This is a genomic window from Glutamicibacter sp. NPDC087831 (genome assembly GCF_044742845.1).
GTDB lineage: Bacteria > Actinomycetota > Actinomycetes > Actinomycetales > Micrococcaceae > Glutamicibacter.
Genome location: NZ_JBIUVH010000001.1, coordinates 520462 through 541356 on the forward strand (window position 1 = coordinate 520462; position 20895 = coordinate 541356).

The 20895-nt window shown below is 57.0% G+C and carries 17 protein-coding genes; 11 read left to right on the forward strand and 6 right to left on the reverse strand.

Annotated features, from left to right (window positions below; genetic code table 11):
- Nucleotides 1-56: 56 nt before the first annotated feature.
- From ACIOJF_RS02560 to ACIOJF_RS02575, 4 genes are all read right to left on the reverse strand, one after another.
- Entirely contained in the window at nt 57-383 is a 327-nt protein-coding gene (locus ACIOJF_RS02560) for a hypothetical protein (RefSeq protein WP_402741155.1), read from the reverse strand.
- 169 nt (nt 384-552) lie between these two features.
- On the reverse strand, nt 553-2121 hold the full coding sequence (locus ACIOJF_RS02565) for a recombinase family protein (protein WP_402741156.1): 1569 nt from the start codon (nt 2119-2121) through the stop codon (nt 553-555).
- A gap of 29 nt (nt 2122-2150) precedes the next feature.
- Nucleotides 2151-2636, reverse strand: coding sequence for an Rv3235 family protein (locus ACIOJF_RS02570; RefSeq protein WP_402741157.1), 486 nt, complete (start codon nt 2634-2636; stop codon nt 2151-2153).
- A gap of 40 nt (nt 2637-2676) precedes the next feature.
- Nucleotides 2677-3399, reverse strand: a complete 723-nt coding sequence (locus ACIOJF_RS02575; protein ID WP_146112239.1) for a hypothetical protein — start codon at nt 3397-3399, stop codon at nt 2677-2679.
- A 56-nt stretch (nt 3400-3455) separates the two neighbouring features.
- Here ACIOJF_RS02575 and ACIOJF_RS02580 point away from each other — a divergent pair, with 56 nt between their 5' ends.
- The 5 genes from ACIOJF_RS02580 to ACIOJF_RS02600 all read left to right on the forward strand — a co-directional run bounded on the left by ACIOJF_RS02580 (nt 3456) and on the right by ACIOJF_RS02600 (nt 12498).
- A complete protein-coding gene (locus ACIOJF_RS02580; RefSeq protein ID WP_133834288.1) occupies nt 3456-4082 on the forward strand; it encodes a hypothetical protein in 627 nt (208 codons plus the stop codon).
- Nucleotides 4083-4172: 90 nt separating this feature from the next.
- Entirely contained in the window at nt 4173-4838 is a 666-nt protein-coding gene (locus ACIOJF_RS02585) for a flagella basal body P-ring formation protein FlgA (protein WP_166650796.1), read from the forward strand.
- Complete coding sequence (locus ACIOJF_RS02590; protein WP_105661489.1) at nt 4835-6082, forward strand: chromosome partitioning protein; 1248 nt, start codon at nt 4835-4837, stop codon at nt 6080-6082. Before ACIOJF_RS02585 ends, ACIOJF_RS02590 begins: the two co-directional genes overlap by 4 nt.
- A gap of 125 nt (nt 6083-6207) precedes the next feature.
- Complete coding sequence (locus ACIOJF_RS02595) at nt 6208-11001, forward strand: NAD-glutamate dehydrogenase (RefSeq protein ID WP_105656862.1); 4794 nt, start codon at nt 6208-6210, stop codon at nt 10999-11001.
- A gap of 9 nt (nt 11002-11010) precedes the next feature.
- Nucleotides 11011-12498: a sensor histidine kinase gene (locus ACIOJF_RS02600; protein WP_105656813.1), complete on the forward strand. Its 1488-nt coding sequence runs from the start codon at nt 11011-11013 to the stop codon at nt 12496-12498.
- A 77-nt stretch (nt 12499-12575) separates the two neighbouring features.
- Here ACIOJF_RS02600 and ACIOJF_RS02605 read toward each other — a convergent pair whose 3' ends face one another.
- Nucleotides 12576-14297, reverse strand: a complete 1722-nt coding sequence (locus ACIOJF_RS02605; protein ID WP_166650794.1) for a lytic transglycosylase domain-containing protein — start codon at nt 14295-14297, stop codon at nt 12576-12578.
- A gap of 206 nt (nt 14298-14503) precedes the next feature.
- Between ACIOJF_RS02605 and ACIOJF_RS02610 the strand changes: the two genes are divergently transcribed.
- The gene (locus tag ACIOJF_RS02610; RefSeq protein WP_105656811.1) at nt 14504-14857 is read left to right on the forward strand and encodes an Rv2175c family DNA-binding protein; all 354 of its coding nucleotides are present in this window, start codon (nt 14504-14506) and stop codon (nt 14855-14857) included.
- Nucleotides 14858-14957: 100 nt separating this feature from the next.
- Here ACIOJF_RS02610 and ACIOJF_RS02615 read toward each other — a convergent pair whose 3' ends face one another.
- Nucleotides 14958-16064, reverse strand: a complete 1107-nt coding sequence (locus ACIOJF_RS02615) for a polyprenyl synthetase family protein (RefSeq protein WP_105656810.1) — start codon at nt 16062-16064, stop codon at nt 14958-14960.
- A 162-nt stretch (nt 16065-16226) separates the two neighbouring features.
- Here ACIOJF_RS02615 and dinB point away from each other — a divergent pair, with 162 nt between their 5' ends.
- The 5 genes from dinB (at nt 16227) to ACIOJF_RS02640 (ending at nt 20835) form a co-directional block, all read left to right on the forward strand.
- Nucleotides 16227-17393 (forward strand): DNA polymerase IV, encoded by a 1167-nt coding sequence (dinB, locus tag ACIOJF_RS02620; protein ID WP_133834285.1) that lies wholly within the window; start codon nt 16227-16229, stop codon nt 17391-17393.
- Between the two features lie 182 nt (nt 17394-17575).
- Nucleotides 17576-17959 (forward strand): DUF3040 domain-containing protein, encoded by a 384-nt coding sequence (locus ACIOJF_RS02625; RefSeq protein ID WP_105656808.1) that lies wholly within the window; start codon nt 17576-17578, stop codon nt 17957-17959.
- 527 nt (nt 17960-18486) lie between these two features.
- Nucleotides 18487-18900, forward strand: coding sequence for a division/cell wall cluster transcriptional repressor MraZ (gene mraZ / locus ACIOJF_RS02630; protein WP_038990697.1), 414 nt, complete (start codon nt 18487-18489; stop codon nt 18898-18900).
- 170 nt (nt 18901-19070) lie between these two features.
- A complete protein-coding gene (gene rsmH, locus ACIOJF_RS02635) occupies nt 19071-20063 on the forward strand; it encodes a 16S rRNA (cytosine(1402)-N(4))-methyltransferase RsmH (RefSeq protein ID WP_181148802.1) in 993 nt (330 codons plus the stop codon).
- Nucleotide 20064: 1 nt separating this feature from the next.
- Nucleotides 20065-20835 (forward strand): hypothetical protein, encoded by a 771-nt coding sequence (locus ACIOJF_RS02640; RefSeq protein ID WP_105656806.1) that lies wholly within the window; start codon nt 20065-20067, stop codon nt 20833-20835.
- Nucleotides 20836-20895: the final 60 nt, after the last annotated feature.

Consider the following 20895-nt stretch of genomic DNA (forward strand, 5'->3'; position numbering starts at 1 on the left):
TCGTAGCCTGTGTGCCACGTTCGCCACGGCAAGGCATCCAAGGCCGGTCAGAATGGTTACCACTGGGCACCTGCCTTGAATTCGAAATAGATGACCGGGAACTCGTACGCTTCGCCACCGTCGAAAGCTACGTTTTCATGCTTCTCGATGGAGTAGTGAATCTGGTAGTTGGCGCTCACTAGGTCATCTAGGGTCAAGTCCACATCATCCAGCCAGCCACTCAAGCCGCCTGCGGGGATGAAGTTCCAGCCCATGTAGACGGTCTCGCTGTCCTGCTCGTCGATGTAGCTGTGCTGGAAAGTCGTTACCGGGGAAGTGCTCTTGCTGATGATCTGGGTGATTTCTAGTGTGGGGTCGTTGACCCAATCTTTTTGAACGTACATGTGTACTCCTAAATAGTTACTGGTCATAAGCTTTTTGCTTATAATCCATTATCCCATGGATTTGAGTAACACATGTTTGGGGGTTGTGTGCGCGTTAAATGCGAACCGACCCAGAATCCTTGCAAATAAAGGGATGTAGGCCGGTGTCAACACTTTGGGATGTTAGTAACTACTTCTTTTCGGAGGTGCCAAGAATGGTTCTAATGTCCTCGTTGATTTCGTCAACCGTGGGAAGTGGTGAGTCCAGTCCAGCCTTGAGCACTGAGCGGAGTTTGAATTCATTGCCGGTGAATGGTGCGATATCGGGGCGTGGTTCCAGAACGATCGACGTTGGGTCGAAACCTGTCTTGCCTCGCGGTGAGGGGTAGATAGTGATCGACTCCCAGACGGTTTTTACGAACATGCGGCGCTTCTCCAAAGGAATCGAGTTCCACATCTCGGCGCGGTCTGCATCGGATTTCGTGATGACTGACAACCAACTGAAATCCTCGCCAAAGACCGATGACTGTTCGGCGGCTTGGATTTGTAATAGGAGTTCAGATTCTCGTTGCTCGTGCTTGGCTCGCGGTGCTCGATACTCCGATGGGCGAAGTCCTTCGTCCGATGCCTCTTTTAGCCACTCGTCCCACTCTGCCATTTCCTTATATAGGTCTGCTCGGAGCTGATCGAGTTTGCCGGTCTCTACGCCCAATGAGTTCAGCACCTCGGGAACGGATAGAACCATAAGGGTTTCATCCCTCACGTAGTCGTCGGCATAGTCAGCTCGTTTGGTGTTGTGCTTCTCGGTACTGCATCGGTACGTAGCAATGGTTTCGGTGCTGGTGGTGTACTGGGATTGACCAACGGTTTTGTGAGGCTTGCCAGAGTCCAGGCACGTGCCGCACTGGGCAATGGAAGATAGTAGATTCTCCCGCTTCAGGCCTCTGCGTGTGCGCGTCTTGGTTCTGAGCTTGAGCTGTAGGGCTTCAAATGTCGCCACGCTGATGATTGGTTCCCAGTTAGCGGGGAACTCGCCTGTAATGAATTCGCCCTTTCTTTCGGGGGCTGGATCTGGGTACTCGTATACACGGATTGCGCATATCCGTTTGTTCCGGAGGATCGCGCCAAGGCTGGAGATAGACCATTCAGCCGTGCGGTTGCCGCCCTTGACCGGGGTTAGGCCTTTGCTGTTTAGATCTCGGCAAGCATCGGCAATGGAAGCGCCCTGCATGATCCGATTGATGACGTGTTTCAGGCCGTCCGATTCCTCTTTATTAAGGGAGCCGTCTAACTCATGGCCGAATGGTCGGTTTCCCTTGTTCCAGTAGTGCTCACCAGCCTTGGCTGATTGCTTGTTTCGGGAGCGCTGACGTTCGGCCTTTCGTTTAACCTCTGCTGTTGCCCATGCAACGATCGTTCGGGCAAGCGCTTCGCCTGTGGGAGTAGTGAGGTTCAAGTCATTAGCTTTAACTTGATATACCGTCTTCTCGGTGTTGAGAACCTTTTCAAGATCGCTAGACATGCGAACTAACCGGTCTAGGTGCCAGACAACAAGGTTAGGGCATTCGTGTTTCAGTACCTTATTAAAGGCAGGGCGAGTTTTTCCGCTTGTTGCACTGATGTCATTGTCTTGGAAGACCTCTAGGATATTGTGGCCGTTGGCTTCAGCCCATTCCCGGATCTCTGTCTCCTGACGCTTCACGCCCAGCATCTCGCCTTGAGCGTCCAGAGAAATACGTGTGTACGCGATCATGTCCATGCCAAAAATTCTAGCATTACAGGGTTTAATTAATGCCCTGATTTCAGAGCCACGGCACGGACGCGGTATTTAAAGCCCAAGATGACGGTGCATTCCCAAGAACCTGATATGCACCGGTCCAGGTGCAATGAGATGATCTGCCCGTGTGCCGTGCCCGGCAGCGGCTCGAGCGTGTAGCACTGGGTCTCCAGGAGGGCCCGGCGCCGGAGCTTGGCAATGCAAGAGGGCTCCATCACGAATGCCAGCTGATTCACGGTGCGGTACCCAGCCACGATTTCGAAGACCGCGCGGGCTACTGCATGCGAAATCTCAACGATGGCCCGGTGCTCGCTGCGGTAGACAGCAGAGCGATGGAAGATATTGTCCATTGCCCGACGCAGGTGAGCCGGAGCCTGGCAAGGCTCGGCGGCCGAGGTGGCGCCAGCCGGGTTCGGGTCTGGGAGGTTGGCTGCGTAGATGTCCGGTTGATAGTAGCCGGTGTTGGCGCTACGGGGGCTGATGGCGATGGTGCTCATGATGACTCCTAGTTGGGCGTGGGGAAGTTCTTGAATGCGCTTAGCCGGCTGGCGGTAGTTCAAGTACCGTTCCAACTCGCAGCAGGTCCGGGTCGGTGCCGATGGACTTCTTGTTGCGTTGATAGATCTTTGGCCAATAGGCAGAAATTTCTTCCACGGTGGCCTGGGCACCTAGATGTTCTGCCGCTATGGTCCACAGATTCTGCCCTTCAGCGACGACAACTTCTGTGCGTTGCACCGAACGTTGGCCTGGATTCCTGGCCCCGGGGGATACCAGTGGGCTCAGGGGAACGCTCATGGATTCGGGGAACCATTGCGGGCTCGGTACGGAGTTTTGCTGCGGGCCTGCATAGCTGGCTAGTTCTTGGCTGGCGTTTTCCGCCGGGACCTGTGCCAGGGAAACTGCCAGTGGTTCACCCGCGTAGGCTGCAGCGACTGAAGAGAGGGCAATCGAGGTTCCAAGCATTGAGCCTAGAATTCTTCTGCTCAGTGCGGGGGCGATTCGTTCGAAGAACCGCGCTAGCTTCGGCTTGCGGTGGGTGAACGCCCAGCGGATCATCTGGGCCAAGGCCACGCGCAGCAAGTACAGCGTAAGTAACGCCAGGAACGAAAGGCTGACGAGAAGCCTTATGTGGTCCGCTGTGGCGAGCCCATCGACTGGGGACCGGAAGTAATCAGATATCCACTGGATTCCCACATAGATAATGACCAATGACGCTGCCGAAAAGAGCAGCAGCACGAATATTTGCCGTTGGCGAGACACCCGAATCACTTCCTTGAATGAATTTTGATGTCATTTGATGTTGTTTGATGTTCATAGTGACACTTAGAGATCGTTTTGTGAATAGGGTTACGCAAAAATGTTTATTCTCGTACAGTGGGCGCATGCGGTGGGATTCACTCTTCGACGACTTGGAGGCTCAGCTAGCAGAACAGAGCCGGGCGCAGCTGCGTGAAGAAATTGCCGAAAACATCAGGGTTGAACGGGCAACTGCCGAACTGCTGCCTACTCTGATGCGGTTCTACGGACACGAATTGAGCCTCCGGCTGGCCGGGGGAAGCGAACTCCGCGCGAAGCTCGGCCCTTGCGCGACCGATTACATCTGCCTGGAAACAGAGCAGGCCCAATGGGTGATCCGCAGTGGAGCGATTGAATCCTTTGCCCTTCCGCCGAGGCGCGCACCTGCGGTGGAACGGCGGGCGCCGGGCCGCTCGGTGAAGTTTTCCTCGGTTCTGCGGGGATTGCTCCGGGACCGCGCACGATGCCATGTTTTTGGCCGTGCGGGCAGCTCCATGGCTGAAGGAACTCTGACTCAGGTAGCCAAGGATTTTTTGATTATTCTGGTGCATCCTCGCGATGAATTCGCCAGAGCCCAGCAGGCCTCAACGCAACTGCTGATTCCACTGGATGCTATCGGATGGGTCGAAGCGATCACTCTTTCGTGATCCACAAGTGCACGCAAGGTCTTTCCAGCAGGACCAAGTTGTCGTAGGCTCACCATCCATAAGCACCTATGCTGGCGGAAGGTCAAAGCCTTGATCACAGAACAGATCGCCCAGGACGCGCGGACAACCTCGGCCTCGCGTGTGCGACGGCCTAGTTGGAAGGACCCACGCCTGGCTCTCGGCGCGGTGCTCGTAGTCGCTTCGGTCGCGGGAACCGTGTACCTGGTCGGCGAATTGCATCAGACGTCCACGGTGTATGTCGCCAGCACCAATATCACCCTCGGAGAAAAGCTGACCAGCGAGAACATGAAAACTCAAGAAGTCCAGCTTGGCGAAACTCTCGAGAACTACCTGCACACAGATGCGCAGCTCGGCCAGGACGCCCGAGCGAACACCTTTATCAGCGAAGGGCAGCTGATTCCAGTCACCTCGATAATGCACAGTGAAGTGGGATCGCGCAGGCCGGTCAATGTCGATCTTCCGGCAGACCTTTCTTCGTCGATTACCCCCGGTAGCTTTGTTGACGTATGGATTGCCAAACGCGAAACCAGCGGCAGCACCTACGGAGTCCCGGAAAAGCTCTCCTCCATGGTCGAAGTCGCCGCACGCGTTGAAAGCGGCGGGGGACTGGTGGGAACCCAAGGCACCAACCTGGAACTGCTGGTGGAACCGAATCAGCTTGAACCGCTGCTTCAAGCGCTGGCAAACGAATCGAGAATTATCGTCGTCTACAACCCGGCCGGGACCGAACAATGAGTATTTCGGTCGTAGTGCTCGGCGACCAGGAGAAAATCGTCCGGCAAATCGAAGGGTACCGCGGGGAACTGATGGTCACCCGCGTCTGCTCCGGCATAGCCGAAGCCATTGCCGCTTGCGATACCGGAATGGCTGATGTGCTGATCGTTGCCGACGCCCAGCTGGTGCCGCCCATGGAACAACTTGATGCGTTGCTGATGCGCCAGACAGCGGTTGTCCTGTTCTTTGACCGGCCCGAAGACTGGAAGCCATTGCCTGATGTCCTTCATCTGCCTGCGGATTCCGGCATGGCCGAGCTGGAAGGACGCATCAGGGGCGTAGTTCAGTCATTGAATCATTCTGGAACCGACGGAACGCTCGCGGTTCCCGAACCGGAGGACGACTCTACGGGCCGGAACGGAAGAATCGTCAGCTTCTGGAGCGCCCCTGGATCTCCCGGGCGCAGTACCGTCGCGCTGAATTATGCGGTGGAAACGGCGGCAGCAGGAAAAACCGTGGTGCTTCTGGACGCAGATACCTACGCCGCCAGCATCGCCATTCAATTGGGGCTCATGGACGAATCGGCATCCATCGCGCAGTTGTGCCGTGCCATCGACGCCGGCTCGATGGATGTTGCCCGACTCAACGCTGCATGTTCCTTGGTCCAGGTCGGGGAGGCGACCATGCGCGTGGCGACCGGAATCCCGCGTGCTAGCCGGTGGCCCGAGGTCCGGGCCTCGGCGCTGCGGCGAGCGGCCATGCTGCTCAAAGTTCACTACGACCTGGTCGTATTGGATTTGGCTCCGTACATTGAATTGGACGAACAGCTCAGTTTCGATACCCAAGCACCACAGCGAAACGCTGTCACCGTCGAGATGCTCCAGTGCTCCGATGAGCTTTTCATGATCGTGCGTGCCGACAGCTTGGGAATTCCGCGTGCACTTCGCGCCATCGACGAATTGGAGGATGCACTGCCCGGGCTGAATCCGAAAATCGTCTTCAACCGCGTGGGAGCCAGCAGTACCGGGCGCAGCCCGAAGCGCAGGTTGATTGAAGCGTGGGACCGGTTTGGGCCGACGCACCAAATCGCAGGGTATCTGCCCGAGGACAGCGCCGCGTGCAACGCGGCAGTGCTGGGAGGAAGCCCATTGCTCGAAATCGCACCTCGGTGCCTATTGCGTATGGAAATACGGTCTTTGGCCGGCATAAATTCCACGGATTCACCCAAGAAATGGAATAGTCGTCGATTTCACTCCGAAGCTTGAACCCCAGAGGTGAAAACCGAGTAATGTGGGTAAAACTAGAGATCCGCAAAGGCGCGGGTTGATCGAACTTTGTTCTTGGAGGCGTTCTTTTGAACTCGTCGGAATCCAGCATGTCAGAATCATTCATGGATGAGACACTCACCTCGAAATTGGTGAGCGAGTACTATGGCCAAATTGCGACCGAAGACGTGGCGGCCTACCGGCCAGACGAACTCGAAGCTCGCGTGGCAGCACATCTGGAAATCGGGTATCAGCGTGATGCTGAAAACGCTAATGTCGCCATTACCCGCAACAACGGAATTTCAGTGGTCCACATCGTCACCGATGACATGCCATTCCTTGTTGATTCGGTAACTGCCGCACTAGTGCAGCTGAATTCACCAATTCAGCTGGTAGTGCATCCGACGTTCGTTGTCTCCCGCAAGACCGAGACCGGCGAAATTTCAAAGATCAGCCATGCTGGTCTGCAGCATGTTGCCAGCGGTGACACCGCTGCGCTCTCGGATTTGAGCACCCTGATTTCGGCCGGTGCAGAAACCCGCATCGAATCGTGGATTTCAGTCGAGCTCGCTCGCGAGCTCAGCGATGAGCAGGCCAAGGAATTTGTTGAGCGCCTCTATAGCGTTCTGGCAGATGTGCGTGTTGCAGTGAAGGACTGGCCGGCCATGCTGGACCGGGCCAAGGATATTGCGCAGAGCCTTCCGCAGACTCCGAAGGCTGAGGAAATCGCCGAGGTGCAGCAGGCATCGGAGCTGCTGGACTGGTTAGCTGACGGAAAGTTCACGTTCCTGGGCTACCGCGACTACTCGCTGGAAACCATCAACGGCGAAGACGTCCTGGTCGCCCGCCCAGGCAGCGGCTTGGGACTGATGCGCGATCTGGCGGACCAAGGTCCACAGCACCTGACCAAGCGCGGCCGCATCACCGCTCGCGACAAGCGTGCGCTGATCGTGACCAAGGCGAACTCCCGTTCCACCGTTCACCGTGGCGTGTACCTGGACTATGTCGGAGTCAAGAGCTTCGATGCCAATGGCGAAGTCAACGGCGAACGCCGTTTCATCGGCCTCTTCTCCTCCAGTGTTTACACCTCGAGCGTGAAGACCGTCCCGCTGGTACGCGAAAAGGTTGAAGCGGTGCTGAAGCGCACCGGCTTCGCGCCTGATTCCCACTCGGGCAAGGACATCACCACCATTCTGGAAAGCTACCCACGCGATGAGATGTTCCAGATCTCTGTCGACGAGTTGACCAAGATTGCCCTCGGTATCCTGCGCCTGCAGGAACGCCGCCGCACCTCGGTCTTCCTTCGCAAGGACGACTACGGCCGCTTCGTCACTGCCATGGTGTTCCTGCCACGTGATCGTTTCTCCACCGCAGTGCGCCTGCGGGTGGAGCAGGAGCTGCAGCGCAGCTTCAACGCAGAATCCGTTGAATATGAAGCGCAGCTGGGTGCCGGCGCGCTCGTTCGCTTGTTCTACCGGCTGCGCCTGCAACGCCACGGACTGGCCCCCGTGGTTGACCGCAAGGCACTGGAGGATCGTATTGCCAAGGCCGTGCGCTCCTGGTCTGACGCCATCGTTGACACCGCCCGCGCGCGCCTGGAACTGGGCGATGCCAACACGCTGTCCAATGCTTGGGCCGAAGCTTTCCCGGCTTCCTACAAGGTGCAGTTCGAAATCGAAGATGCGCTGAAGGATATTGACCTGCTCACCGAGTTGAGCAGTCCAGAAGTCGATGGCCCGGTTGTCTCCTTCTACGATGACGAGAAGCAGGATGAGGATTCTGCTGTTTCCAAGCGCATGAAGATCTATGTGACCAAGCCGCTGCTGCTCTCGCGCATACTGCCAGTTCTGCAGCATCTGGGTCTGGAAGTCGTCGATGAACGCCCCTACGAGCTGAATCCAGAAGGAATCGGCGAACGCTACATCTACGACATGGGCCTGAAGATCGATGAGGAGATCAACTTCCAGGCCGTGGAAGCCAAGCTGGCTGAGGCCTACTGCGCAGTGGTCCGCAACCTCGCCGAATCCGACAGCCTTAACGCACTGGTGCTGCACGAGGGACTCACGTGGGAGGAAGTCTCGATGCTTCGTGCCTACGCCCACTACCTGCTGCAGCTCGGGGTTCCGAACTCCACTGGCTTCATCGCCAGCACCCTGGTTGGCAACCCGTCAGTCACCCACGCCATTGTGGAGCTGTTCCAGGCCACCTTCGACCCGCAGCTGAGCTCCGTGGCTTCGGAAGCTGCTCGGCAGAAGGCGCACGCAAAGGTCGCCGAAGCGCTGGAATCCGTGCCAACGTTGGATGCCGACACCTTGCTGCGCCGTTTCGTGAAGGTGATCGAAGCGACCAAACGCACCAACTACTTCACCACCCACAAGGCACTGGCATTCAAGCTGGCCCCGGAAGAGATCGATTTCGCGCCATTCCCGCGTCCGAAGCACGAACTGTGGGTCTACTCGCCGCGTGTTGAGGGTACCCACTTCCGCTTCGGCGCCGTGGCCCGCGGTGGCCTGCGCTGGTCCGATCGCCGAGAAGATTTCCGTACGGAAGTGCTAGGTCTGGTCAAGGCCCAGATGGTCAAGAACTCCGTCATCGTGCCAACTGGTGCCAAGGGCGGTTTCTACGCCAAGCAGCTTCCCAATCCAGCTCTCGACCGCGGTGCATGGATGGAAGAAGGCAAGGGCGCGTACAAGGTCTTCATCCGCACCCTGCTGGAGCTGACCGACAACATGGTTACCGACGAAAACGGTGAGCACATCGAAGCCCCTGCCAACGTGGTTCGTCGCGATGGCGATGATTCCTACCTGGTGGTCGCTGCCGACAAGGGCACCGCGAGCTTCTCCGATATCGCCAACTCGATCTCGGCCGACAAGGGCCACTGGCTGGGCGATGCCTTTGCTTCGGGCGGCTCGGTGGGCTACGACCACAAGGGCATGGGCATCACCGCACGCGGCGCCTGGGAATCGGTGAAGCGCCACTTCTTCGAGTTGGGCATCGACACCCAGAAGGACGAATTCACCGCCGTCGGCGTGGGCGATATGTCCGGAGACGTGTTCGGCAACGGTTTGCGCCGTACCCCCACCGTGAAGCTGGTGGCGGCCTTCGACCACCGTGATATCTTCCTGGATCCGAACCCGAATCCCCAGGTCGCCTTTGACGAGCGCCAGCGCCTGTATGATCTGCCACGCTCCAGCTGGGCAGACTACAACAAGGAGCTGCTCTCGGCCGGAGGCGGCGTGTACTCGCGCAGCCTCAAGTCCGTGCCGGTTAGCGCCGAGGTCCGCGAGGTCCTGGGATTGGACGCCGGCACCACCAAGCTGAGCCCTAACGAACTGCTCAAGGCCATCCTCTCAGCGCCAGTGGACCTGCTCTACAACGGCGGTATTGGTACCTACGTGAAGTCAGCGGCTGAAACCCACGGCCAGGTCGGCGACCGAGCCAACGACGCCATCCGCGTCGACGGCGCAGATCTGCGCGTGAAAGTTGTTGGCGAAGGCGGCAACTTGGGCATGACCCAGCTGGGCCGTATTGAGGCAGCCCGCAAGGGCGTCCTGCTGAACACCGATGCCATTGACAACTCTGCTGGCGTGGACACTTCTGACCGCGAAGTGAACATCAAGATCTTCGTGGACCGCCAGATCAAGGCGGGCAATCTCACCGAGGCTGAACGCACGGAGTTCCTGCTCTCGATGACCGATAACATCGGTGATCTGGTGCTGACGACCAACTTCGAACAGAACGTGTTGTTGCTCAATGAGAAGCATGCGGCACTGACCTGGACACCAGCGTACGAGCGCCTGATGCAGTGGCTGGAAGCCCATGCTGACTTGAACCGTGGCTTGGAGTTCTTGCCAAACGCGGATCAGCTGGAAGAGCGCCGCGCCGCTGGCGAGGCGATGACCACCCCAGAGCTCTCGGTGCTGGCCGCATACGCGAAGATCCAGCTGGCGAACGCGCTGACCGAATCCGATCTCGCCGATGATCCGTACTTCACCCGGACCCTGCGCCGCTACTTCCCAACCAAGTTGGTAGAGCGTTTCGGGGATCAGCTCGAAAGCCATCCGTTGCGCCGAGAAATCATCGCGACCGTGATCGCCAACGACATCGTGAACATGGGCGGCATCACCTACGTCTTCCGTGCCATGGAAGAAACCAGTGCCAGCGAAGTCCAGATTGCCAAGGTCTTCTGCGCGCTGCGTGAGATCTACGGATTCGACCGCCAGTTCGATGCGATCAATGCACAGCCTGCCGGAACCGATCTGGAACACTGGGGCCGCCAGCACCACGACATGCGCCGCCTGCTGGACCGTGCCACCCGCTGGTTCATCAACCGCGTCGATCAGGAACTGCTGGTCACCGAAGCGGTCAAACGCTACGAAGCGACGGTTACCGAACTGCGTGAGGCCCTGCCAACCTTGGTTCGGGGCACTGACCTCCAGAGATTCCAGGAGTGGCGTGAAGAGGCCATGGACCAGGGGATCCCGGAGCGTCGTGCCAGCATGTGGGCGACTCAGTTCGAATCCTACGCGCTGCTGGACGTGGCAGAATATGTGCACCGCACCGGGACCGCTCCGGTCAAGGTTGCAGAAACATACTACGTGCTCTACGACTTGTTCGATGTGGACAGCCTGCTGAATCGCATCACCAACCTTCCTCGCTCGGATCGTTGGCAGGCGCTGGCTCGTGCCGCAATGCGCGATGACCTGTACACCACGATCATCGACCTGACCGGCAACATCCTGGATGCCCACGGCGATATTGCTGACCCGGCAGAGCGTGTTGCTGCATGGGAAGAGGCAAACGCGGCTAACCTTGATCGTGCGAAGACTATGTTCGCGGAAGTGAACAGCCTGGAACGAGACGACATGGCTTCACTTTCCGTGGCACTTCGCCTCTTGCGTTCCATCGTCCGAAGGTAAATACCGCCAATGGCCCTCATCACCGAAGAATTACGTCAACGTGCTGCACTAGCGCCCGGTGATGAGGATTGGCTCCACCTCCTGGTGGGGGACTGGCAACTGGTCTCGGATCTAGCATTCGCAGACCTGGTGCTCTGGTTCCCCACCGGGGACGGTTCCTATACGGCTTTGGCACACGTGCGCCCTTCCACCTCGCATACCGCCTTCCATAGCGACTTCGTGGGAGAACGGATCCGCAAGGATCTGCGCATCATGGTGGACCGCGCTTGGGAAACCAAGCAAGTGCAACGCTCGGCCGAACAAGCCGGCAAAGATATCATCATGGGGTTGACCACGGTGCAGGCGATTCCGCTAGTGCGCCAGAACCAACCGGTTGCGGTCATCACTTCCCACTTCGATCCGAACCAGTCCCGCACACCCAGCAATCTGGAATTGGTCTACCGGCAAAGCGCTGATGACCTGTTGCAGATGGGTACCCAAGGGCTGTGGCCGGACTTCGCCAGCCCTACCGGCTCCCGCCGTGGCGCGCCGCGCGTCGGTGATGGTTTCATCCGGCTCAACGTTGATGGAGCCGTCGAATTCGCCAGCCCGAACGCTGTTTCAGCTTTCCGCCGATTAGGCGCAGCTGATGTCCTCCAGGGCCAGCCACTGGCTGATCTGACGATGGCACTGGTCAGCGACCGTCGTGTAGTCGACGAAACTCTTCCGCTGGTGCTCCAGGGCAAGATGCCATGGCGTACCGAGGTGGAACATCGCGGAGTCACCCTCTCCCTGCGTGCCATTCCGCTGCGCAACGAATCAAAGCGCTGGGGCGCACTGGTGCTGTGCCGCGATGTGTCCGAACTGCGCCGTCGCGAAAAAGAACTGGTCACCAAGGACGCTACGATCCGTGAAATCCATCATCGCGTGAAGAACAACTTGCAGACTGTCGCGGCGCTGTTGCGCATGCAATCGCGCAGGATGAGCTCAGAGGACGGCAAGCAGGGCCTGGAGCAGGCAATGCGACGAGTCTCCACTATCGCTTCGGTCCACGACTTCCTGTCCAAGGGCCTGAACGAAACCGTCAAATTTGATGATCTGATGGATCGCCAGTTCCGTCTGATCGTGGAAATCGCTTCTCCGGAGCAAAGGGTATCCACGCGTCGTGAAGGCGAATTCGGCATGCTTGACGCTGATTTGGCGACACCGTTGTCACTGGTGATCAATGAGCTGGTGACTAATGCCGTGGAACATGGACTAGCGCATCGCAACGGTGAAGTCGCGCTGGTTGCCGAACGCTACAAGGGTGCCGATAGCAAGGATTGGCTACGGGTTGTCATTGAAGATGACGGCCACGGGTTGCCAGAAGAGCCACGCCGCGAGGGACTTGGGCTGCAAATTGTCCGCACTCTGGTTACCAGCGAACTATCGGGTGAAATCCGTTGGGTACAGAGCGAGAAGGGCGGGACCAAGGTGGTAATCGACATGCCATTGGATCTTGACCACCGTACAGGCTAGGAGCAGCCTGATCAGCTGCAACAAAAAAAGAGGCACTTCCAACACACCGTGTTGGAAGCGCCTCTCCTTTTGGCTATTTAGCGGTAATTCTTCATGTGAGCCTTGATGCTGGCTACATAATGCTTGGTGTCTTCGTACATGCCGTTGTTACGAACACCGGCCAGGCCCTGGTAGTACGATGCGATTGCGTTGTCCAGGTTGTCGGTGTTGTCCAAATTGTAGGCAATTACTGCGACACCAGCGACAACGTTATCCCGTGGGTTCAGGACGTTCAGGTCCTGGCCAATGACCGATGCGATCCAGTCACCGGTGCTTGGCAGTACCTGCATGGCGCCAACGGCGTTAGCAGGGGAGACCGCACGCATGTTGAAGCCAGACTCCTGGTACGCGTGAGCCAACGCCAGAGCCGGGTCAACGCCCATGCTCTTTGCAGTGGAACGGATCAGGTCCTGCATCTCGCCGCGGCTCGGGACACTGATCGAGTCAAGGTAGTCCTTGTTCGAGTTAGCATCTCGCACAACGTGATCTGCGTAGGTACGACCAGCGAAGCTATTGCCGATCTTCTGCTTCTTGACCTGACCCGACGGTGCAACCGAGGAGCCCGAAACCTTCAGCTTGGCGCCGATCTTCAATGGCGTGCTCGAGCTGTACTCGGGGTTCAAATCCAGCAAGGTGGCCAGCTTCATGTCGTGGCTGGTCGCGATGCCACTGAGAGTATCGCCGGACTTCACGGAGTAGGTCGACGTCTTGGCCTTGGCCTTGGGCGCAGCAGTGCTCTTCGGCGAGGAGCTCGAAGACGACGTGCCACCCGAGACCTTGATCTTGCTGCCTGGGAAGATCGGCTTGCTGGCAGAGATGTCATTGGTCTTCAACAGATCGGACAAGCTCATGCCGTGCTTGGCCGCAATGCCGCTGAGCGTGTCACCGGACTTGACGGTGTAGCTTGAAGAACCGGAGGAGGAGGACTTCTTCTGGGAGGACTTCGACGAAGAGCCAGAGGACGAAGAACCCTTGACCTTGATCTTGTCGCCAGGGAAGATCACCTTGCTGGCCGAGATATCGTTCTTGCTAAGGAGCGAAGACAAGCTCATATTGTGCTTGATGGCGATGCTTCCGAGGGTGTCACCGTTCTTCACAGTGTAGGTTGAAGAACCCGACGAAGAAGAAGTTTTCTTCGTCTGCGTCGTATTGCTGGAGCTCGACGCCGAACCCTTGACCTTCAGCTTATTGCCGGGGAAGATTACCTTGCTTGCAGAGATGTCATTCTTCTTCAACAGATCAGACAAGCTCATGTCGTGCTTGCTCGCAATGCCGCTGAGGGTGTCACCGTTCTTGACGGTGTAAGTGGCGGTACTTGAAGATGACGAGCTCGAAGACTTGCCCTTGGGGCTGTTTTTCGAAGCATGACCGGAGACCTTGAGTGTCTTGCCGGCGACGATTGAATCATTCTTAAGATTATTGAGCTTCTTCAGCTCTGACACGGTTGTGTCATATTCCCGAGCGATGCTCCATAGGGACGCACCTGCCGGGATCTTGATTTCGGAAACATCTCGTTTAGCTGGTAATCCCAGCGTAGATACTCGCGAAGCGATCAGGTGGGCCTTGATCTGGTCTTCAGCGACCTTGATGGTCTCCGGAGTTACCGACTTGGCAAAGCTTCCTGAGGTGTTGGGAACAGTCATCGGTGCTGCCTGCGCTGCGGGAGCTAAGGCGAGGCTGCCAATGACCGCAGCGGGAATGGCCGCGCCTGCTACAACGCCTAACGCATGCTTGGAAGCATGTTTGGATTCGTGGGGCATGGAGTCAATCCTCATTTATACGGTGAAAATAACGGGCTTTGCTCCGCAGGTAACAGAGGGGAAGTGGTACCCCATGTTGACTGTGATGCAATTGTTATCAAAGTGATACAAGAAAATTTACACTACTCCTGTGACTCATGGGAACTGCTGAGGTGAGTTTCATCCAAATTTCTGCGCGGATCAGGAATTTGTGGGAACCTTAAGGGGTGAAGGAAACCGTAGATCTCGTCGGCCAGTGGCTGACCCTGCCCGATGTGGCTGAAGAATTAGATGTAGATATTCGCCGCGTGCACCGACTGCTGGATGAGCGTGCCATTGTTTCGTTGAGAATTGGCGCTCGCAATGTCCGTTCGATCCCTGCAGATTTTCTCCAAGACGGAGTAGTGGTGGAAAGCCTGAAGGGCACTCTTTCGGTACTCTTGGATGCCGGCTTCTCCGATGAGGAATCGGTTATTTGGCTGTTCACCGAGGATGAATCGCTGCCCGGCACTCCAATGAATGCTCTGCGCACCGGACGTAAAACTGAAATCCGTCGGCGGGCGCAGGCCATGGGCTGGTAATGGCCCGGACGAACTAGCCTCAGTAATAACAAAAGGTCTCAACCGTATTCCATATCGCATGGATGGTTGAGACCTTTCGTTATGTCTTAGTAACGAATCGCTATTTACTTCTCTTTGTCACTGCATCACTGAGCTGCTGCATTCCCGCTAAGGCGAGGGGCGTGACGTGCAATGCGTTCAGGGCGAGATCTGATTGGGTGGTCAACTCACTAATGCTCTGCTCGGTGGCCGCCAGGGCGCCGCTATCGCGCAGAATACCGCTTAGTCTCAACACTTCTTCTTCGCTGAGATCCACTGCGCCGAGGCGACTCTGAATGAAGTCCTGTTCGTCAGAAGTTGATAGCAAGAGGGCGTGGGCAATCAATTCCGTGCGCTTGCCTTCTTGCAAATCGCCGCCGGTCGGCTTCCCTGTGACTGCTGGATCGCCAAACACGCCCAGAACATCGTCACGTAGCTGGAATGCCTCACCCAGCGGAAGCGCGAATGCGGAGTAGCGCTCCATAAGAGCCTCGCTGGCGCCGGCCAACGCGCCGCCAAGCAAGAATGGGTTTTCAGTGGAGTATTTGGCTGACTTGAAGCGCACGATAGTGCGAGCTCGCTTGACCGCTTCCTTCGGATCGTAGGCGGGGCCCGCAGACTCTTCTAGAACATCAAGATACTGCCCGGCCATCACCTGGGTGCGCATCTGATTGAAGATGGTACGCGCCCGAGCGTTGAGGGAAGCAATACCTGAGAAGACTTCCTCGCTCAACGACAGGCATAGGTCGCCGGTAAGGATTGCGCTGGCCATGCCGTAGCTCGTTGCGCTCCCCGCAAGCCCAAGTTCTCGGTGCTGGGCCTCGAAGCGCTTGTGAACGCTCGGCTGACCGCGTCGTGTATCGGAATTGTCGATGATGTCGTCATGAATCAGCGCGGCTCCTTGGAAGAGTTCCAAGGCCACCCCGAGTTGGACGATGTCGCGTTCATCGGGCCGACCACCTGCACCGAGGTAACCCCAGAAAGCGAACAGGGCGCGAAGCCGCTTGCCGCCACGGGTCAGTGACGTGATCGCATTGACGATTTCGACGGCGCTGCTAGTAATCTGACCAACTTCAACGCTTTTCGCAGCCAGGAATTCTTCCAATAACTGAGCAACGTCAGAAGTGTAGGTACGGCTCAAGCTCTGGGCTTCAGTGTTGAGGTCCGGCACAGAATCAGGCATCGACATGCAAAATCATTTCTACGGGTAAACAACTAGTGGTTAGCAACAACTCTACCGGTGATTCCCGCCCGGCGAAGAAGGCACCCAAAGTACGCGGGGTGGGAACGGAATCCGAATATACATTCGAGTAAGCTGGTGGTGCAGCCGAACGAGGGGAGAGGAATTGAAATGGTGGATCGTGCAATCCTCCATGTCGATATGGACGCCTTCTTTGTTTCAGTGGAACTGCGGGACCGCCCTGACCTAGTAGGCAAGCCAGTTATTGTAGGCCACCGTTCAGGCCGGAGCGTGGTGCTCTCTGCGTCTTATGACTGCCGAGCTCGCGGGATCCATTCGGCTATGCCGATGAGCCAAGCCATCCCGCTGCTACCGCAAGCTACCGTGATCGAGCCGAGCCATCACAAGTACACGCAAGCCTCGGCCCAGATCATGGCGTACTTCCGCACATTGACGCCTCTGGTTGAGCAAGTCAGTGTCGACGAAGCGTTCCTAGACGTTACTGGAAGCATGCGCATGCTTGGCGGGCCAGTGCAGATCGCTCAGCAGATCCGCGAATATATACGCAAAGAAATGGGACTGCCGGCCAGCGTGGGCATTGCAAGGAATAAATTCGTTGCGAAACTCGCTTCGACGTACGCCAAGCCTGACGGCATGGCGGTAGTTGCGCCCGAGCGAACCGAAGAATTCCTGCACGAATTACCCGTGTCGAAAATGTGGGGCGTGGGAAAACGAACCGCTAGTCAGCTTCACTCCTTGGGGATTGAGACCGTGGGGCAACTCGCTGGCGAGCCAGAAGCAAGATTGATTAGCCGGTTGGGGGAACACGGCCGCGCCCTTTATTTGCTCTCGCGGGGGATCGATAACCGTCCGGTGGAGGTTAGCCGGGATGAGAAGAGCATTTCATCGGAACATACCTTTGCGGTGGATATCACCGATCCCCAGGTGCTTGAGGGCGAACTTTTGCGGCTGAGCCATAAGGTCGGTCAACGGCTGCGGCAGCACGGCAAATCAGCCAACGGTGTTGGGCTCAAGATCAAGTACAAGGACTTTTCTGGAATTACGCGTTCGAAGGCGCTCGCAGCTGCGACAGATTCTTCAACGAAAATTAGCGAGTCCGCGCTGGCCCTTCTGCGAAAATTGACCCCTATGCCGCAACCGGTCCGGCTGATCGGGGTGAAAGCTGAACGGTTGCAAGATTACGAGTTGGGTCTGCAATTTAGCTTGGACCCCCGCGAAGAGAAAGCCCGAGAAGCGGAACGCATCGCTGACCAGATCGGACAGAGATTCCCGCAGTCCATCGTGACCCCAGCACGTTTTCTGCGCCCCAAGGAATAAACACATTCTGTGTAGAACGTATGGATATCTGGACAGTGGGGAAGATCAACTAGCAGGGCGGGTGCAAAAGAGACTATCCTTGAATTAAGTTCGATCGAATCCAGGGAACTTTTCCCTTCGACCCGACGTTGAACTTGAAGACGGTGGACGACCGTCGAGATTGCCTTTGGAAGGAGAAGACGATGCCGCTATCGGAACACGAGCAGCGTTTGTTGGAGCAGTTGGAAAAGCAGCTGCATGAAGACCGTCGCTTCGCTTCGAGCATGAAAGGCCCATCGGGCACGGGACGTTTGTCGACCCGCAATATTGCTCTGGGTATCTTGCTGGTAATCGTCGGCCTAGCGGGACTCATCTTTGGAATCTCGCAGCACATCATCATCGTAGGCGTTCTCGGCTTTGCGGTGATGTTCGCGGGTGTACTGCTTGCCCTGACTAAATCGGCTACTGGAAAAATTGGTCCGTCCAACGGAACGGGATCAAAATCTGCAGCCAAGAACAATTCGCAGTTCCTTTCCGGCCTGGAAGAAAAATGGAACCAGCGAAAGCGTGATCAGTCCGATAGCTGATCTGCATTGATATTGAGGTGTGACCCCTAGGGTTGCACCTCTTTTCTGTTTAAGCCCCGCTTCTCACATCCCTACGGTCACCGTGCACCTCATGCCGGGGCGCATGGGTTTCATTCAATTCGGGAAGTTGGATGTCCTGGATATTCGGTGCGCCTATCTGAAGGCCGCGCGACTTTGCAAGTGATCTTGAATTCTCTGCAGATTCCAAGGTTCACGTCCACCTCGCCGGTCAGGCAGGCCCCCACTTCCCTCCCCAGGTTCCTCCACTTCCCACCACCGCGCCTAAAAATAGCAATATTCCGCGGATTTGCGTGTGGAATCTCTGAAAAATACTGGATCATGCAGCTGGACGATTCCCATCCCTCCACCTGAACATAGGCTGAGCATCCGCTAGATTCAGGTGTTTTTTAAGTCCAGACCCTCGCGAAACCACTGAAATTGCATTGACAGTGGAGGGTTGTGGAGTAAAGTGGAGGCAAGTAGAGAAGAATGGGGCTTCTGGCCACTTCACGGGAAAGGTGGTGTGCATGTTCCTTGGAACTTACACACCGCGTCTTGATGAAAAAGGTCGGTTGATTCTTCCAGCTAAATATCGAGATGAGCTGTCCTATGGGCTGGTTCTCACTCGCGGCCAAGAGCGTTGCATATACGTTTTCAGCCAGCGGGAATTTGAGAAGCAGCACGAGCAGCTGGCGCAGGCATCCTTGACCTCCCGGCGAGCACGCGACTATGCGCGTGTGTTCCTCTCAGGGGCCTCGGATGAAGTTCCAGATAAGCAGGGGCGCGTAACGATTCCGCAAGTGCTGCGCACTTATGGAGGCCTTGATCGGGAGGTCACAGTTATCGGTGCGGGCAACCGTATTGAAATCTGGGATTCGACCGCATGGCAGCAGTACTTGGATGAACAAGAAGACGTGTTCTCCGATACTGACGAAGATTAGGGCTTTGTGCCCTACACCGACAAAACACCACGTTTGTTGAGATGAGATCTCCAGCCACCTTGGGGTAGAAAATCGTCTGGCTTCACTTCCCCGGAGCCAGAAGGTTGGATCGCCACTTGGTTGGAGGGGGATCTGATCTCAACAGCAGATCGAAAGCGAAAGGGGGCGCAGTGCCAAATCAGGATTCCCAGCGACCAGCATCCGAACGCCACGTTCCAGTACTTCTGGACCGATGCGTTAATTTGCTAGCTCCAGGTATTGAGCGAGCCAATGCTGAAGGCCGTCGGGCAATTGTGGTTGACTGCACCCTCGGGATGGGTGGGCACTCCGAAGCCATCCTCAAGCGGTTCGACAACTTGCACCTGATCGGTCTAGACCGTGACGAGCAGGCTCACGAACTTGCCGGTGCACGACTCGCCCCGTTCCAGGACCGCATCGACCTCGTGCACGCGGTGTATGACGAAATTGCGGATGTCGTGGAAGATCTTGGGTTCCCGGGGGTCGACGGCGTTCTGTTCGACCTTGGCGTTTCCTCGCTGCAGCTCGATGAGCGTGAACGGGGTTTCGCCTATTCGTATGATGCACCGCTGGATATGCGCATGGACACCTCTGTTGGCCCAACTGCCGAGGACCTGGTCAACGACTTGGAACGCGACGAACTGCTTCGAATTATTCGACAGTGGGGCGAAGAGAAGTTTGCTGGACGCATCTCGACGGCAATCGTCGAGGCACGCGCCAAGAGCCGCATCACTACCACTGCTGAACTAGTTGAAGTGATCCGCAGCGTTGTGCCCGCGGCGGCTGCTCGAAACCATGGACACCCGGCCAAGAGGACCTTCCAAGCATTGCGTATTGCAGTGAATGAGGAACTTGACGTCTTGGAACGTGCGATCCCGGCGGCAATGGGAGCTTTGAACGTCGGCGGAAGAGTCGTCGTGATGAGTTACCACTCCTTGGAAGACAAAATCACCAAGCGGCACTTCGTCCATGGATCTACCTCGTCGGCCCCTCCGGGATTCCCGGTGGAGCTGGACGAACACAAAGCTGAATACAAGGTGCTCACCAAGGGCACCGAGAAGCCAAGCGACCACGAAATAGCAGAAAATTCACGTGCAGCCTCAGCCCGCTTGCGAGCTGTGGAACGAGTGTTGAAGAGGAGCTAGCATGAGCCAACGAGCCCAGCGCCGCGTGCAGAAGACCGCAGCCGTGAACAACCAGCCTGTTGTCGACGGTAATACTGCGCGTGCAATGCGACCCGAGCCCGTCCCAGCTAGCAACCTGCCTAAAGGCGATTCGCGTCAGCGCGTAACTCTTTCGTTGGTTCCTAAGATGAACGAAACCAGCAAGCGCTCCATGTTCACCATGTCTGCGGTGCTCGTTGTCTTGGCATTCAGCGTGATTGTTACGCTGGTGCTGCTCAATACTTCTGTAGCTCAGCGGCAGTACGACATCGTGAACTTGCGTTCGCAAGAGCGTGCGCTTTCCCAAGAGAATCAGGCACTGCTGAAGGAGGCCCAGTCGTTGGCGGCGCCACAGGCACTGGCCGCCAAGGCAAAGGACCTCGGTTTGGTTTCGCCAGGTGCTCCAGGGCTGATCAGCCTGTCTGAGGGCAAGGTTGCCCAAGACGCTGAGAAGGCGGTCAAGGCAAAGAACAGCAAGCAGGAATACGGAACTATTCCGCTGCCGGGCGACAGCATCCGCAAGGGTGAAAGCAAAACTGAAGCCAACGCATCAAACACGCCGAAGACCACTGTGGGTAAAGCCTCAGCAGATTCACAGAAGGAGTCCGGTGCCACTGAAGGTTCCAAGGAACCAGAGGTGAAGCCGGAGAAAGCTGAACGTGAAGTTGCCAGTGATGGCCGCCCAGTGTTCAATGACGCTGAGCTTAACGGGGGCACGATCCCTGCACCAAGCATCAAATCCCCAGCAGAGTAGTTAGCCCTTTCTAAGCTAGATACAGGTGGCCTACGCTGCTGGAAAACCACGCTGAGGGAA